Source organism: Cupriavidus sp. HMR-1 (genome assembly GCF_000319775.1).
GTDB lineage: Bacteria > Pseudomonadota > Gammaproteobacteria > Burkholderiales > Burkholderiaceae > Cupriavidus > Cupriavidus metallidurans.
On the sequence record NZ_ANKP01000241.1, the window covers coordinates 13197 to 29928 of the forward strand.

Annotated in this window: 14 protein-coding genes; 5 read left to right on the forward strand and 9 right to left on the reverse strand. The window is 66.0% G+C overall.

From position 1 onward, the window contains the following. Positions 1–19: 19 nt before the first annotated feature. Entirely contained in the window at positions 20–889 is an 870-nt protein-coding gene (locus D769_RS25450) for an ABC transporter permease (RefSeq protein WP_008650906.1), read from the forward strand. Between the two features lie 93 nt (positions 890–982). Continuing rightward, entirely contained in the window at positions 983–1750 is a 768-nt protein-coding gene (locus D769_RS25455) for a class I SAM-dependent methyltransferase (RefSeq protein ID WP_008650908.1), read from the forward strand. 33 nt (positions 1751–1783) lie between these two features. Here the strand turns inward: D769_RS25455 and D769_RS25460 are convergent, their stop codons facing one another. Continuing rightward, positions 1784–3010, reverse strand: coding sequence for an MFS transporter (locus D769_RS25460; protein WP_008650910.1), 1227 nt, complete (start codon positions 3008–3010; stop codon positions 1784–1786). Between the two features lie 202 nt (positions 3011–3212). Here D769_RS25460 and D769_RS25465 point away from each other — a divergent pair, with 202 nt between their 5' ends. Together D769_RS25465 and D769_RS25470 are read left to right on the forward strand one after the other, a co-directional pair. Further along, positions 3213–3989 (forward strand): IclR family transcriptional regulator, encoded by a 777-nt coding sequence (locus D769_RS25465; RefSeq protein ID WP_008650912.1) that lies wholly within the window; start codon positions 3213–3215, stop codon positions 3987–3989. 152 nt (positions 3990–4141) lie between these two features. After that, entirely contained in the window at positions 4142–5371 is a 1230-nt protein-coding gene (locus D769_RS25470) for a GGDEF domain-containing protein (RefSeq protein WP_008650913.1), read from the forward strand. Positions 5372–5434: 63 nt separating this feature from the next. Here the strand turns inward: D769_RS25470 and D769_RS25475 are convergent, their stop codons facing one another. From D769_RS25475 to D769_RS25510, 8 genes are all read right to left on the reverse strand, one after another. After that, positions 5435–6289 (reverse strand): citryl-CoA lyase, encoded by an 855-nt coding sequence (locus D769_RS25475; protein ID WP_008650914.1) that lies wholly within the window; start codon positions 6287–6289, stop codon positions 5435–5437. Then, positions 6286–7485 carry a CaiB/BaiF CoA-transferase family protein gene (locus tag D769_RS25480; protein ID WP_008650915.1) on the reverse strand — a complete coding sequence of 400 codons (1200 nt, stop codon included), beginning with the start codon at positions 7483–7485 and terminating at the stop codon, positions 6286–6288. The genes D769_RS25475 and D769_RS25480 overlap by 4 nt, the downstream gene beginning before the upstream one ends. A 37-nt stretch (positions 7486–7522) precedes the next feature. After that, complete coding sequence (locus D769_RS25485; RefSeq protein WP_008650916.1) at positions 7523–8542, reverse strand: tripartite tricarboxylate transporter substrate binding protein; 1020 nt, start codon at positions 8540–8542, stop codon at positions 7523–7525. A gap of 316 nt (positions 8543–8858) precedes the next feature. Continuing rightward, entirely contained in the window at positions 8859–9530 is a 672-nt protein-coding gene (locus D769_RS25490; RefSeq protein WP_277423013.1) for a phosphorylase, read from the reverse strand. A 4-nt stretch (positions 9531–9534) separates the two neighbouring features. Beyond that, complete coding sequence (gene shc / locus D769_RS25495; protein WP_008650918.1) at positions 9535–11544, reverse strand: squalene--hopene cyclase; 2010 nt, start codon at positions 11542–11544, stop codon at positions 9535–9537. 75 nt (positions 11545–11619) lie between these two features. Next, entirely contained in the window at positions 11620–12468 is an 849-nt protein-coding gene (gene hpnD / locus D769_RS25500) for a presqualene diphosphate synthase HpnD (RefSeq protein WP_008650919.1), read from the reverse strand. Positions 12469–12578: 110 nt separating this feature from the next. Beyond that, positions 12579–13052, reverse strand: coding sequence for a BON domain-containing protein (locus D769_RS25505; protein ID WP_234707027.1), 474 nt, complete (start codon positions 13050–13052; stop codon positions 12579–12581). Positions 13053–13232: 180 nt separating this feature from the next. Continuing rightward, positions 13233–13436: a cold-shock protein gene (locus D769_RS25510; RefSeq protein WP_008650922.1), complete on the reverse strand. Its 204-nt coding sequence runs from the start codon at positions 13434–13436 to the stop codon at positions 13233–13235. Between the two features lie 850 nt (positions 13437–14286). Between D769_RS25510 and D769_RS25515 the strand changes: the two genes are divergently transcribed. After that, positions 14287–16732 (forward strand): bifunctional glycoside hydrolase 114/ polysaccharide deacetylase family protein (locus D769_RS25515; RefSeq protein WP_008650923.1); only part of this gene is annotated, 2446 nt, incomplete at its 3' end.

Here is a 16732-nt window from a genome sequence, read left to right on the forward strand (position 1 = left end):
TCGATTCGAGATGCAAGCGATGAGTACCGCCAATCCCCCGGTTCGCCCCGAGTACGAGCACGTGCTGGCTCCCTTCACGGCCGCGCCGTTGTCGCTGCCGCTGCCGTGGTACCGGCAACTGTGGCAGCAAGGCTGGTTGCGCAAGGCCTTGATCCTGGTGGTGCTGGCCACACTGTGGGAAATCATCGCCCGCATTCAGGACAACGATCTGCTGCTGCCGACGTTCCTGGCCACAGCACGGGCGTTCGGCGAAGGCATCGCCAGTGGCGAACTGCCGGGCAAGGCGGCGGTGTCGTTGACAGTGCTGCTGCAGGGCTATGCGGCCGGCATCGTACTGGCTTTCGCGCTTACGACGCTGGCTGCGTCGACGCGTATCGGGCGCGACCTGCTCGACACGCTGACGGCGATGTTCAATCCCCTGCCGGCCATCGCGCTGCTGCCGCTGGCGCTGCTGTGGTTCGGGCTCGGCAGCAAGAGCCTGATCTTCGTGCTGGTGCACTCGGTGCTGTGGCCGCTCGCGCTGAATACGTATGCCGGGTTTCGCGGCGTGCCGGAAACGCTGCGCATGGCGGGGCGCAACTATGGTCTGCGCGGGCTGCGCTTCGTGGTGCTGATCCTGGTGCCCGCGGCGTTGCCGGCCATCCTTTCCGGGCTGAAGATCGGCTGGGCTTTTGCGTGGCGCACGCTGATCGCGGCCGAGCTTGTCTTCGGCGCTTCGTCGGGCAAGGGCGGCCTGGGCTGGTACATCTTCCAGAACCGCAACGAACTCTATACCGACCGCGTGTTCGCGGGGCTGGCCACGGTGATCCTGATCGGGCTGGCCGTGGAAGGGCTGGTATTCGCCACGCTGGAGCGCGTCACCGTCAGGCGCTGGGGGCAGCAGCACTAGCAGCCGCACTAGCAGCCGAACTAGGAGGCCACAGTAGCAGCACTGGCAGGCGGGTCTTGCCGTTGTCATGCGAGCGGAGTAACGTACGCGCTCATGACCGCGATCCATCATGCTGCCGCCCAGGGCTTCTCCGCCCAGGCCGATACCTACGCCCGAGGGCGTCCCGAATATCCCGCCGAGCTTTCCGGCTGGCTGCGCGACACGCTTGGCGTGGCGCCCGGCAAGACTGTTGTCGACCTCGGCGCGGGCACCGGCAAGTTCACGCGCCTGCTGGCGCAGACCGGCGCCACGGTGATTGCCGTGGAACCGGTCGATGCCATGCGCGCCCAACTGTCGTCGAAGCTGCCGGATGTGCAGGCGCTGGCGGGTAGCGCCGAGTCGATTCCGCTGCCCGACGGCAGCGTCGACGCGGTGGTCTGCGCCCAGGCGTTCCACTGGTTTGCCAACACTGCCGCCGTGCAGGAAATCCGCCGCGTGCTGAAGCCCGGCGGCAAGCTCGGGCTGGTGTGGAATGTCCGCGACGAGTCGGTAGGCTGGGTCGCCAGGCTGACCGAGATCATGACGCCGTTCGAGGGCGATGCGCCGCGCTTCTACAAGGGGGACTGGAAGAAGGTCTTCCCGGCCGATGGCATGGGACCGCTCGGTCTGACACGCTTTGCGTACACCCACTGCGGCGCGCCGGAACAGGTGATCGTCGATCGCGTGATGTCGGTCAGCTTCATCGCGTCGCTGCCGCAGGACCAGCAGGACGCCGTGCGCGCCCGGTTGCGCGAGGTCATTGCCACCGACCCGGCGCTGCAGGGGCGCGACGTGGTGTCGTTCCCGTACAGCACCGAGGCGTACTGCTGCGAACGGCTCTGATCCGGTGGCGGTCAGATGACCGTCAGATGAGTATCAGGTGGCCGGCGCCAGCCGGTCGCGATAGCGCGCGGCCAGGACCTGGCTGAGCATCAGCGCCAGCACCGCCGCCAGCGCGGCGAACAGGTACACGGCCGGGTAGCCGGCGTGCTTCGTGATCAGGCCGGCTACGGGGCCGGTCAGCCCGAGCGAGAAATCGAAGAACAGCGCGTAGGCGCCTAGCGCGGAGCCGCGATTGGTGGCTGGCACGCGCTTGACGGCTTCGATGCCGAGCGACGGAAAGACCAGCGAGAAACCGAAGCCCACCACGGCCGCGCCAGCCAGCGCCTGCCACGGCGCCTGGGCCAGCCACAGCATCGCCAGACCCGCCGCCTCCACCGCGAACGACACCAGCGCCACCGGATAACCGCCGAAGCGCGTGATGCTGTCGGCCATGATCAGCCGCGTCAGGACGAAGCAGGTGCCGAGCGCGGTCAGCGCCAGCGCGGCATGATCCCAGCCATGCCCCGCGTAGTAGAGCGTGATGAAGGCCGTGATCGCGCCAAAGCCGACCGAGCCAAGCCCGAGGCACAAGCCGAACGGTGACATCGCGCGGAATACGCTGCGGAAGGGCAGGCGCTCGCCCTTGAGGATTGGCACGGCGGACTGGCGGCGCGCCAGCAGCCACGCGGCGCCGGCGATGACCGACGTCACGATGCCGATCGCGGTCAGGCCACCGTGGCCGGCCAGCAGCACGCCCACGGGTGCGCCCACCGCCAGCGCGCCGTAGGTGGTGACGCCATTCCAGGAGATCACTTTTGCCGTATGGCGCGCGCCCACGCTGCCGATGCCCCAGGCGATGGTGCCGGTGGTCACCAGGCTCTCGCCCGCGCCCAGCATCAGGCGGCTCGACAGCAGCCAGCCCAGCGCGAGCCAGTCGTTACCCGCGAACTGCGCGGCGACCAGCATCAGCAAGCCGCTGCCCGCGCACAGCAGCAGGCCCGTCAGCACCGAGCGCTTCGGCCCTTTCATGTCGCACAGGCTGCCGGCCCAAGGGCGGCTCAGCAGCGTGGCCAGGTACTGGATGCTGACCGCCAGACCCGCCAGTACCGCGCTATAGCCAAGGTCGCCATGCACGAAGCCGGGCACCACGGCGATCGGCAGGCCGACGCTGAGATATGCGATGAAGTTGAAGACAACGATGCCAAGTATGCGGCGGGTCACATTGCCGGCGGCGAGATCGCCATGCGGCGGCGTGGCCTCGGGGGAAAGCGGGGTGGTCATTCGGTGCGGGGCGCGATTGGACGGGGATTCAGGCCGGGTCCGGGTCGTGTATCAGGTACGACAACATAGGGAAAACCCGGGAACGGCAATCATACCGGGAATGGGCGCGGCCTGTGCGGCGCGTTGGCGTGCAGATTGACATTGATTTGGCCGTTCTATACCGTGGACGCCCGTTCCATGCCACGCCTTCGACGCTTTCTCCATGCCCCGCAAAGCCGCCCAACTCTCCGAAGCTGACAAGCACGCCGCCGAAGGTGGTGCCGTCGCCGTGGATCGGGCGTTGTTCGTGCTGTCGGCTTTCCGGGAGGGCGACGGGACGTTGGGGCTGGCCGAACTCGCGCAACGCAGCGGCCTCTACAAGAGCACGCTGCTGAGGCTGCTGGCCTCGCTGGAGCATGCGCGGCTGATCCAGCGCCATGCCGATGGGCGCTACGGGCTCGGCCCCGAGATCGCGCGTCTCAATGCGGTCTACGCGGCGTCGTTCTCGCTCGAGCAGGTCGTGTTGCCGGCGTTGCGCGAACTGGTGCGCGCTACCCGCGAATCGGCTGCGTTCCATATCCAGCAGGGCGAGCACCGGCTCTGCCTTTATCGCGTGGACTCCCCGCAGCCGGTACGCGACCACATTCGTGCCGGCGATCTGCTGCCGCTCAATCGCGGCGCCGGCGGCCGTGTGCTGCGCGCTTTCGCCGGCGCGCGCGGAGAGATCTATCAGCGTATCCGTGACGAAGGCGTGATCGCGCTGGTGGGCGACCGCAGCCCCGACATCGCGGGCGTGTCGTCGCCGGTGTTCGGGCCCGGTGGGGAATTGAAGGGCGCCTTGACGCTGACCTGCCCGACGCCGCGTTTCTCCGAATCGTTCCGCGAACAGGTACTCGATGCCGCGCGAGGGCTGACGCAGGCGCTTGGCGGGACCTTCCCGGAGGTCGTCGAAGCCGCCGGACCCTCATCCTCGGCGGCAACTGCCCCGCAGGACGACTGAGCATCCCCCGGCTTGTCGGGGGTGCCGCTCGGTGACCCGCGCGGGATAAGATGCGTGCTTTCGTGCCGACGATTGCAACAGGGGGCCACCCGCCAAGGGTAAACCTCGACAAGCGGCAGCCGCCCCCGGTAGCTTTAGAGGATTCGACTCCCGTGCACCTGGCCCAGCAGACCGTCCTGGTCGTGATGATGGTGGTTTTCTCCAGCACGCTCGTCATGGCGGCGGGGCTGGTGCTCGCGCTGCGCGCCAATGAGGCTGGCCGCCTGTGGGCCGTCGGGCATGTGATCGCCTCAGGCGCGGGGCTGGTCGTCGCGGCCAGCGCAAGCGCCGGATCGGCGGAACTCGGCGCGCTCGGTGCCGGTGCCTATGTACTTGGCCGCCTGACGATCTACCGGGGCGTGCGCGTTTACTACGGCATGTCCGAACAAGCGGCGCTGCTGCACGGTGTCGGCTTCGTGGCGCTGGTGCTGCTGATGCTGCTGACCGGCCTGCCCGACGGCAGCATGCTCATGCATGCCCTCGCGTACGGCTTGCTGGCCCTGATCTCGTTTTCCACTGTCATCACCATGCTGCGTAGCGCGCGCGGCCGCAGGAGCATCGGCGGCCCGCTGGTGCTGGCTTCCCACCTGGTGCTGCTGATCTCGCAGGTGGCGGCGCTGAGCTACGGGGCGACATTCAAGGGTTTCGAGGTCACGCCTTTCTTCCTGCAGCCCGAAGGCTCGGTCTGGCCGCTGGCGCCGCTGGTCGCCGTGTTGCTGGGCCTGTTCGGTTTCTGCCTGATGTCGATGGAGCAGATCATCGCGCGCAACGAGAGCGGCGCGCGTACCGATGCGCTGACCGGGCTGCTCAATCGCGGCGCGCTCGACATGATGGCCGTCAGCATGATCGCGCGCTGGCAGCGCGACGGCGAGGCGCTGTCGTGCCTCGTGATCGACGTCGACTATTTCAAGCTGGTCAACGACACGCACGGCCACCATGCCGGTGACAACGTGCTGCGTGAAATCGCGACGGCGCTCGACAATTCGCGGCGTGCGTCCGATATTGCCGCGCGCTATGGTGGCGAGGAGTTTTGCATCCTCTGTCCGCATACGGACGAGCACCAGGCCACTGCGCTGGCCAATCGTATTCTGCGGAAGGTGAGGGCGATCGAACTGCCCGGCGCGGGCGGTCATGCCAGCGTCAGCATCGGCGTGGCCGAGCTGCGCGGCGGGCCCTCAAGCCGTGAGGGCCTGTGGCGCAGCCTGTTCGCCACGGCAGACCGCGCGCTCTATCAGGCCAAGCAGCGCGGCCGCGACCAGTTCATGCTGGCGTCCAGCATGATCGAAGAGACACCGGTCGGCGACGCGCTGCAATCGGTGACCGAGCCGCAGATGATTGTTTGACGGTGGATACCCGGGCGGGCCCGGTGGACCTGGGCCGCCCTTATGCCGTCCTTAAGGCCGTCCTTATACCGCCCCGCCATCCACCGGCACATCCCGTTGCGGCTGCCCGTCATACGTCCAGATGAACTGGCGCGGAATCGGCCCCTTGTTGCGGCCGCCCTGCTGGGTTTGCTCCCACGCATGAGACAGGATGCCCACGGAGCGCGACAGGCAGAACAGCCCGCGTGCCAGCGGTGCCGGAAAGCCCAGTTCCGCGTAGATGACAGCGGTCGCGCCGTCGATGTTCATCGGGATCGGCTTGTCGCGTCCCGCGCCGAGCGCTTTTTCCACCGCGCGGGCAATCGCTGCGTAACGGCCGGACACCACGCCATCGTCGGCAGCCTGATCCACCAGCGTCAGCAGGCGCGGCGCGCGCGGGTCGAGCGGATGGAAACGATGGCCGAAGCCCGAGACGAACTTGCCGTGCAGGTCGCGATAGTGGGCCAGGCCGGCGGCCACGGCATCGTCAAACGGCGTGCCGGCGTCGAAGCGGCGCGCGATGTCCTGATAGAGTTCCACCGCTTGCTCGCCGGCGCCGCCGTGCACGTCGCCCAGCACGTTGACCGCCGAGGCCATCGCATTGTTCAGCCCCACGCCGCAGGTGGCGGCCATGCGGGCGATGGCGATGCTGGGTGCCTGCGGGCCGTGGTCGACGGCGGCCATCAGCGCCGCGTCGAGCAGTTCGCCCTCGCGCTTGCCCGGCAGCTCGCCGCGCAGCATCAGCCAGATCATCTGCGCGAACGACACATTGCCGATCAACTGCTCGATCGGGTAGCCGCGATAGCGGATCTCGCCCGGCTTCATGTCGATGATTTCGGTACGCCACCAGTCCTGCGAAGCCTGCTGGCCAGCGTCGATCGTTTCGTTCGTGGCGCTCATAGCGCGCGCTCCTGTTTGAGGGTGTCGATGGCGGCGGCGTCATAGCCGAGTTCGCCGAGGATGTCGTCGGTATGCTCGCCGAGCTGCGGCGGGGGCGTGTCCACGGACGGTGCCTGCCCGTTGACCTTGAAACCGGTGCGCAGCAGGCGGATGTCGCGACCCACGCCCGGCACGTTCTCGAACGCGCCGATCATGCCGCGGTCGCGCACCTGCGGAAGTGCGAGCGTGTCCGGCACCTTCAGCACCGGCCCGGCCGGCACGCCAGCCTCATTGAGCAGTTGCCACCAGTCGGTGGCGGACTTCTTCGCCAGTTCCGCTTCCAGTTCGGCGGTCAGCGCCGCGCGGTTCGCCAGGCGCGACTGGCGCTCCGCAAAGCGTGGGTCGGTCGCCAGCTCGGGGCGGCCCACCACGCGGCACACCGCTTCGAACTGCTCCTGCTTGTTGGCGGCGATATTGAGCGGGCCGTCGCCGGTGCGGAACGTACCGGACGGGCTCGCCGTCATGTTCTCGTTGCCCATCGGGGCGGGGTCCTTGCCCGCCACCAGATGGTTGGAAACAACCCAGCCCATCGTGACCAGCGTGGCTTCCAGCATCGATACGTCGAGGAAGTAGCCTTCCGTGCGTTCGGTATCGGCCAGCGAGGCGGCGATGGAAAAGGCCGCGGTCATGCCGCCGATCGTGTCGGAGACGGGATAACCGACGCGATACGGCGCGGTCTGCGGGTCGCCGGTGATGCTCATCACGCCTGCCATGCCCTGGATGATCTGGTCATAGGCCGGCAGGTCGGAGAGCGGCCCATCCTGGCCGAATCCGGAAATCGCGCAGTAGATCAGGCGCGGGTTCACCAGCTTGAGTTCGTCGTAGCCCAGGCCCAGGCGCGTCATCACGCCGGGGCGGAAGTTCTCGACAACGACGTCGGCGCTCTGCACGAGCTTGCGGAAGACTTCCTTGCCGCGCGCGTGCTTGAGGTTGATCGTGATCGAGCGCTTGCCGGGGTTCTGCGCCAGGAACGAGACGCCCATCAGCTTGCGGTTCAGCTCGGCATCGGCGCCAAGCTGACGTGCGAGGTCGCCCGTGCCGGGCGTTTCCACCTTGATCACCTCGGCCCCCATGTGGGCGAGCTGGTGGCAGCAGAAGGGCCCGGCCAGCACGTTGGTGAGGTCGAGCACGCGGATATTGCGAAGCGGCTTTTGCATGAGGGGTATGTGGGTCCGGCCAGGAATGTTGTTGGTCTTATTCAACGCGAGCGCCGGAGTCTCGCACGATCGTGCCCCAGCGCGTGTGCTCGCTCTTGATGAACGTGGCGAGATCCGCCGCGGAGCCGCCGCGCGGTTCGCTGCCTTCGTCACGCAGTCTGGCGATCGTATCCGCATCCTTGAGCGCCTTGTTCACTTCCGCGTTCAGGCGGGCGATCACGTCGGCCGGTGTGCCGGCGGGCGCCACCAGTGCCTTCCAGTCCTCGGCCTGGAAGCCCGCGTAGCCCTGCTCCGCGACGGTAGGCACATTCGGCAGCAGCGCCACGCGCTTGGCCGACGTCACGCCCAGCGCGCGCAGCTTGCCTGCCTTGAGCATCGGCATGGCGATCGGCGGCGTGGCGAAGTAGAAGTCGGTCTGGCCGCCCATCAGGTCGGTCAGCGCGGGCGATGCGCCCTTGTATGGCACATGCAGCGCCTTGAAGCCGGCACGACGCTGGAACATCTCGCCGGTCAGGTGGCCCACGGTACCGGTGCCCGCCGACGCCATCGACAGTTGCTTGGTCTTTGCCGCGGCCACGAGGTCAGCCAGCGTCTTGTAGGGCGAGTCCTGTCGCACGATCAGCACCACGGGCTGCGCGGCCACCAGGGCCACGGGCGTGAAATCCGTGACCGCGTTGTACGGCATCTTCGGGTAGAGCGTCGGGTTGATGGCGAGGTTGGCGGTCTGGCCCATGCCGATCGTGTAGCCATCGGGCCGTGCCTTGGCCACGGCGTCGAGGCCGATGTTGCCGCCGGCGCCGGCGCGGTTTTCCACCACCACCGTCCAGTGCGTGGCGGTGCCAATCTTGTTGAAGACCAGACGCGATAGCACGTCGGTGCCGCCTGCCGGCGGGAACGGCACGACCAGACGGATCGGCTGAGCCGGATAGGCATCGGCGGCAAATGCGGACGCACCCGGCAGGGCGGCGATGGCCGCCACGGCGATCAGGCCGTGCACGAGGGTGCGGCGTCGCGAGGAGGCCGGGCGGGTCGGACGGGTCGGGTGGGTCTTGGTCATGCTGGGGTCTCCGATTTCTGATGTTCTATAGAACAGAACATCGATCTTAACAAAGGAATGAAACGGAGGATAGGAGGGGGGCGACGGACTGTCAAGTCATGGTGGATGACAGGTGGCGGCGGGATGTCAGGCTGCGGCACGCGGGTGTGATCCTGACCTGGATGGGAATTTGAACAGCTTGCCTTCTCCCCAGCCCGCTCTGGCGCTGCGGGAGAGGGGAGAAAACAGACGGTGTTTTGATGGGCGTGGGTGCGCTCCCCTCACCCGCGATGGCGCGAGAGGGGTTGGGGGAGAGCGAAAAGACGGGAGGGCGGCGTCAGGCCGCCGCGAGTGCGGTCAATGCGAAGCCAGCGCCTACAGCGTGTCGGGCGCCAGTTAGTGCGGATTTTGCCGCCGAAGCATCGCGCCCCAGCCGCAGCAGGCCGCCAAGTTGATGCGGAGCCTTGAGCAGGCCGAAGAGGATTGCGCCGATGTCGGTGCTGCCATCGGCCGCCATGCCGGCCACGGCCAGCGGGGGCACGGGACGGTCGGCAGGGTCGATCACCACGCGCAGCGCGGCGAACGGAATTTGGTGGGTCTGGGCGGCCAGCGCGGCGATGTGGGATTCCATGTCCACGGCCAGGGCGCCGTGGGATTCGTGCAGTGCGGTCTTGTCGATCACCGTGGTGACCGGGGTATCGGAGCCAGCCAGCAGGCCACACACGGCCTGAGGCAGGGCGCGGCGAAGCGCCGCTGTCCAGTACGGGTCGGTCGAGTAAGACGCGTCGCCCACCCGCACGGCCGTGGCGACGATCACGGTGCCCGGCGGCAGCGTGGGATCGAGCCCGCCGGCCACGCCGAAGCTGATCACGCCGTCGCAGCCTTGCACCAGCCTGGCGTCAAGCACACGCGCCAGTGCCGCATCGCGATGCCCATAGAGCGTTTCCACGCCCGGTCCCGACGCGATGCGCGCCTCGAAATCCATCCCGCTGACTGCCAGTACCGCCACGACTTCAGAGCCCCCAGGTGATGGCGCGATTGCCATCGCGCAGCAGGTTGCGGAAGCGCGCCAGTGCCCAGAGCGGGAAGAAGCGCGAATAGCCGTGGTAGCGCAGATAGAACACGCGAGGGAAACCCACCGCCGTGAAGTACGGCTCGTCCCAGAAACCATGGCTGGCCTGCGTGCGCAGCAGGTACTCGACGCCGCGCACCAGGGCGGGGTGGTCGCCCGCGCCGGCGGCCATCAGGCCGAGCATGGCCCAGGCCGTTTGCGATGCCGTGCTCGGGGCCTTTTCATAGCCACGATACTCGAGCTTGTAGCTGTCGCCCGACTCGCCCCAGCCGCCATCCTCGTTCTGGATCGACAGCAGCCATTGGGCCGCGCGCTTCATCTCGGGCGCGTCCGTGCCGATGCCGGCGGCGTTCAGCCCGCACAGCGCGCTCCACGTGCCATAGATATAGTTGGTGCCCCAGCGGCCAAACCAGCTTCCGTCGGCCTCTTGTTCGTCGAGCAGGTAGCGCAGCGCGCGCGCGGCCGGCTCGCTGTTGGCCGGCATCTGGCCGAGCTGGCACAGCATCGCCAGACAACGCGCGGATACGTCGGCCGTGGGCGGATCGAGCAGTGCGCCGTGATCGGCGAACGGGATGTTGTTCAGGTAGAGGTGCGTGTTCTCGGGTTCGAACGCGCCCCAGCCACCGTTGCTGCTTTGCATGCCGACGATCCACTCGCAGGCGCGGGATACGGCTTCGTCATAACGGTTGGAGCGGTCGCCCTTGTCCACGCGGTCCATCGCGGCAGCCACCACGGCGGTGTCGTCCACGTCGGGGTAGTGAGGATTGGCGTACTGGAAGGCCCAGCCTCCCGGGCGGACGTTGGGACGGCGCACCGTCCAGTCGCCGCGCAGTTCGAGTTCCTGCAGCGGCACAAGCCAGTCGAGCCCGCGTGCGGCCGCCGCGATCGTGCGCGGCTCGCCGACTTCCAGCAAGGCATGGGCGGCCAGCGACGTATCCCAGACCGGCGACAGGCATGGCTGGCAATAAGCCTCGTCATCCTTGACCACGAGCAGCTTGTCGATCGAGCGGCGCGCGATGGCCCGGTTCGGGTCGTTCTCGGGCACGCCGAGCACGTCGAACATCAGCACCGAGTTGACCATCGCCGGGAAGATCGCGCCGAGGCCGTCTTCGCCGTTCAGACGTTCGACCGTGAATTCACGCGCGCGCTCGATGGCCCGCTGGCGCAGGCCACGCGGGAACAGCGGCTCGGCCATGCGCACCACGGCGTCGAGCGTGCGGAACACGCCGACCCATAGCGGGCTCTGGTGCGGCGCGCGGCGCGGCAGGCGGGTGGCCTGGCACGGGCGCACGAACAATTCGTCGATGCCGATCTTGCGCGGATTGCGCGCCTGCGGACGCAGGCTGTTGAGCACCAGCAGCGGCACGATGACCGTGCGGGCCCAGTACGACACCTTCGACAGATGGAACGGAAACCACTCGGGCAGCAGCATGATTTCCACCGGCATCATCGGCACCGCCTGCCACGGCATCACGCCGTACAGCGCGAGCAGCGTGCGCGTGAAGACGTTGCTGGCCTCGGCGCCGCCCATCGCGTGGATCGCGGCGCGCGCGCGGCGCATGTGCTCGGCTTCCGGGTTGTCGCCGGCCATCTTCAGCGCGAAGTAGCCCTTCACGCTGGCACTGACGTCCGAGGCGCCGGCGTGGAACAGTGGCCAGCCGCCATCGGCGTTCTGGATGCGGCGCAGGTAGTTGGCGATCTTGCCTTCCAGTACCAGATCCGGCGTCTCGCCGAGGTAGTGGACCATCAGGATGTACTCGGCCGGAATCGTGGCGTCGGCTTCGAGTTCGTAGACCCAGTGGCCATCGGACTGCTGTTGCGCCAGCAGGGATTCGACGGCATGTGCGATGCCGGCATCGAGCGGATCGGGCAGGGCCGGCTGGGCAGGGCGACGGGCGCTGGTGGTCAGCGTTTCATCCTGGGGGCGGGTAATTGTTGCGGCCTGGTTCATCTAAATCGGGGGCACTTCTCTGTTCTGGGCACGCGGCAATGGCCGCGTGCCTTGGCTAAATACAAGGCGGGCAAATCATGCGATGGCATGTCGGAGCAGAATCCAGACCAGCTTTGCCTTGGGCACGCGCACGCGTGCGCGCGGCGGTTGCCAGCCACGGGCCAGCAGGCGAGTCAGGATGCCGTGATAGACATCGGACATGATGCGCGGCGAACGCACCACGCGCGCCGGGCAGCGCGCCATGATCGCGGCGGAGGCATCGTAGTGAGCCTGAGCATCGCGCGCGATGCCGTTGCAGACTTCGGCGATCGCGGGATGATGGATGACGTCGTATGGCTTGCCGACGGGAATGCCGGCGGCGGCCAGGGCCTCGGCCGGCAGGTACAGACGGCCGATCTCGGCGTCCTCGTCGAGGTCACGCAGGATGTTGGTCAACTGCAGCGCGCGGCCAAGGTGATGCGCCAGCGCAATGCCGGGTGCTTCGTCCAGGCCGAACACGCGCACGGCCAGGCGGCCGACGGCGCTGGCCACGCGGTCGCAGTAGGTGTCCAGCGTGGCGGCATCCGGCGCGACGATCGTGGCAACGACGTCCATGATCATGCCGTCGATGACGTCGGAGAAGTCCTGCTGCTGGAGATTGAACGCCTTGATCTGCTCGTCGAGCGGGCGCAGCGCCGCAGGCGCCTGGCCTGCATAGCAGGCGGCGATGTCTGCGCGCCACTGTTCCAGCGCGGCGAGCCGGTCGGCGTGCTGGGTGTCGCCATCGGCGATGTCGTCCACGGCGCGGCAAAACGCGTAGATCTCGAACATGGCCTGCCGCTGCGAAGCGGGCAGGATGCGCATGGCCGCGTGGAACGAGCTTCCGGATGACACGGCGGGTCCGGCGATCGGCCCGCCTGGCGTTGCGATTTCAGTACCGGCCACGGGTTTCCTCGGCACGCATTGTCAAATACCTTCCAGCGGGGCAGCCAACGGGTGGCGCCCCGGGAACGGCAGAATTTGGGGGGATTCGAAGTCGGGCGATTATAGCAACTTCATCGCGCCGGGGGATTTGTGACGTTATCACCATAACGCGGGTATGGTACGCCGCGTGCCGGGGTGGTGGTGGTCTGGTCGATGACCCGTTCTACGTCGGGCACTTCGCGCAGCGCCCCCAGGAATCCCTTCCGGTCGAAATCCGTGGCCACGCAGCCCTGCACGGTCAACCAGCGGCCCCGCACCATGATCCAGAGCGAGCTTTGCTGCCAGGCGGGCATCGTGTGCCGCAGCGTATCGAGCCGCCGCCGCAGGGCCTCGGCAATTTCCTGGTCGTACTGGTAAGCGTTGGCCAGCCTGCAACGGCCTTCCATATAGCAGTGGTTACCTTCCTCGATGCGGTGGTGCGCCTCGCGTTTCCAATCCGCCTCGGTAATGCGCGGGCCCGCCGGTTCGGGGCAATTGGTGATCGCCTGCGAGATTCGCAGGAACGGGTCGTTGCCGAAGTTGCGTGTCGTCTGTCCAAGTGCCATTTGCGCCGCGCATATCGTCATGGCCATTAGTGCGGCCAAGTGAATTGCCACGCGCAAGAAACACCGCGATGACCGAACGTCATCAATGCAATACATTATCTGCCCTGTGGAAAGCCCAGAAAGCAGAAAGCCCCGCCGGAGCGGGGCTTCCCAGGCAAGATAAACTGCCCGGTGATCCAGTTAGATAGCCTGGATCTTCGTGGCCTGTTCGCCCTTCTGGCCCATAGCCTTCACGTAGCGAACCTTCTGACCTTCCTTCAGCGACTTGAAGCCATTGCCTTCAATCGCCGAGAAGTGTGCGAACAGGTCATTGCCGCCTGCGTCCGGCGTGATGAAGCCGAAGCCCTTGGCGTCGTTGAACCACTTAACGGTACCGGTTTCCATATGTCTATCCAACCTCGAATTTCAAATGGGCGTAATTGCCCGACCAAGCATGTCGCTCACAACGAACCGGAGCAAAACGCTTCAGGCCGGCGCACATGCGAGCAGCCATTTTGACGGTTTTTTTCTGGCTGTCAATCGGACCATGCCCCTAATGGTGTTTCGGCATACAAACAGCAGATATTAAATTCTTCTACATCCATTCCGGATTTGTCTGACATCAGGGTGCCTTCTACGATGTTATGTCAGGCATTGCGGGCGTGGCGGTACCGGCAGTCGGTACATATTCGTAAGGAGGAGTGTGAGATATCACACAGTTCCCCGCAGTTGCCATGCGGACAATCACGCCGCAATACCTCAAATGGGCCAGATGCCGGAATGAAAATCCTGAGAGGTATGGTTATCCCGTATGCACGAACTGAGAAACTTGTGGTCAAGGCGAGCGTAGTGGCGGCAGACATCTGCATTTTTACCACCCGGTGTAACATCTGCTTACCGATTCCCGCGTGGTCAAGGGCCACGCAGGTTGAGTCGTGCCAAATGTCGTACGCATGACATGGCTTGTCGGGCACAATTTTTGACAATCTGTTTCAAACGGATGGCCTAGGATCCACCTGCTCGCAAAATAGGAAAAATCCTATATAGAAGTGATGCGTAAGGCATAATGCAGGCTTGGGCATCGTCCGAAATGCGGGCCATGTATGCGAGCAGGGCCTGCGCGCCGCCATCGGCAACCGTCATAACAGCAGCGGACTTTAAGCCAGTGAAGCAATTACAACGATGGATTCGGGGACTTTTCGAGGAGAGGGACGGGCTGACAGGCCGCTCGCGTTCCGGTGCGTGGCGTGTAGTAATGGCCGTGATTGCCATTGTGGCAGCCGGTGTCGGGCTTGTGCTTGGCACACTGACGCCGTCGACCGCGGCGCTGGCGCAGTCGCTGGCGCCAGCGCGCGTTGCGCCGAGCGTGGCATTTCACTATGGCGCCCGTCCGCCCGTGGACATGCTGCAGGCCTTCGACGTGGCCGTCGTGGAGCCCGATAGCGGCTTCGATCCGCGTAGCGCCAAAACGCCGAACACCGCCTGGTTCGCATATGTCAGCGTCGGTGAAGTTCTGCCGAGCCGCGCGTACTTCAAGGACATCCCCAAGGCCTGGCTTTCCGGCAGCAATGACGCATGGAACGCCAGAGTCGTTGATCAGGCCGCCGACGGCTGGCCCGCCTTCTATGTCGACAAGGTAATCACGCCGCTGTGGGAACGCGGCTATCGCGGTTTCTTCCTCGACACGCTCGATTCTTACCATCTCGTGGCCAAGACCGACGCCGACCGCGCGCGTCAGGAAGCCGGCATGGTGCGTGTGCTCCAGGCAATCAAGGCACGCTATCCAGACGCGAAGCTGCTGTTCAACCGTGGCTTCGAGATTCTGCCGCAGGTGCATTCGCTGGCTTACGGCGTGGTGTTTGAATCGCTGTTCCGCGGCTGGAACCAGGCGCAGGGCACGTACACCGAAGTCAGTCAGCAGGACCGTGACTGGTTGCTTAACCAGGCGCGCATTGTCCGCGAGCAGTACGGCCTGCCCGTGATCTCGATCGACTACTGTCCGCCCACCGACGCCCAATGCCGACGCGACACCGCGCGTCGCATCGGCGCTCTGGGCATCACCCCTTATGTCACCGATTCCGGGCTGCAGACCGTTGGCGTCGGGCCGTTCGAGGTCATGCCGCGCCGCGTGCTGGTGGTGCAGGAAAACGAGCTCGATGTTTCCATCGACGACAGCGTCGGCGTGCGTTTCCTGTCGATGCCGCTCAACTATCTGGGCTATCGCGTCGATTTCGCCGAAACGCGCGACACGTTGCCGGAGATCACCCCCGACCGCTATGCCGGCGTGGTGGTCTGGACCAACGGCAATATCCGCCAGAATCCGGGCCGCTTCTACGCCTGGGCGGAGAAACAGATCCGCCAGGGCATCCCCGTGGTCTTCATGAACGGGTTTGGCGCGCAGCCCGACGGGGCGCTGGCACGGATGCTGGACCTGAAGGTAGTCAAGGGCCGCACCTCGGGCGACGTCCAGATCGTGTCGCAGGACAAGATGATGGGCTTCGAGCAGCAGGTGGCCCCGGACCGTACCGATGCGGTGCCGGTGCAGATACGCGATGGCGCGGCGAACACACGCACGCTGCTGCGCTTGCGCTCGGGCACGCTGACGTATGACGCCGCAGCGATCACGGCCTGGGGCGGCTATGTGATGGGCCCCTACGCCGTGCGGCAGAACACGCCCAAGGGGCAGGACCGCTGGATCGTGCAGCCGATCGACTTCCTGCGCGAGGCATTGCGCCTGCCGTTGATGCCGGTGCCGGATTCCACCACCGAAAGCGGCCGCCGGCTGCTGACCATCCATATCGATGGCGACGGTTTTGCCTCGAAGGCGGAGATTCCCGGTGGCGGTTATTCGGGCGAGGTGCTGTTCCGTGAGATCTTCGACCGGTACCGCCTGCCGATGACGATGTCCGTGATTGAAGGCGAGGTCGGCAAGAGCGGCATGTATCCGAAGCTGGCACCAGAACTGGAGCCGATTGCCCGCAAGATCTTCGCGCAGCCGTATGTCGAGGTGGCCAGCCATACCTATTCGCATCCGTTCGAATGGGGCCGGACCGTGCCGGGACAGGAGAGCAATGCCAGGATCATCGAGGGCGATGACACCTATCACCTGGCAATTCCGGGCTACAAGATGGACCTGAACCGCGAAATCGGCGGCTCGATCGATTACATCAACAAGGTGCTGTCGCCGAACAAGCCAGTGAAGCTGGTGCTGTGGCCCGGCGATTGCCAGGCCCCGCCCGAGGCGCTCAAGCTGACCGAAGCCGCTGGCGTGCTGAACATGAATGGCGGCGACACGCTGATCACGCGCAGCAATCCGACCTGGACTGCCATCGCCCCGCTGGGCATCCACAAGGCGGATCACACGTTCCAGGTGTTCGCGACCAACCAGAACGAGAACGTCTATACGAACCTGTGGCATGGGCCGTACTACGGCTTCGAGCGCGTGATCGAAACGTTCGAGATGACGGAGAAGCCGTACCGCTTCAAGGCGGTGAACATTTACTACCACAGTTACTCGGGCACCAAGGTGGCATCGCTGAAGGCGCTGCGCAAGGTTTATGACTACGTGCTGACGCAGAACTTGCTGCCGATGCATTCCACCGACTACGTGCTCAAGGTGATCGACTGGCAGGGGATGGCCGTGGCCCGCGAGTTGGGCGATGGCGCCGACGGCGCGCCGGCCAGCGGCGCATGGCGCGTGC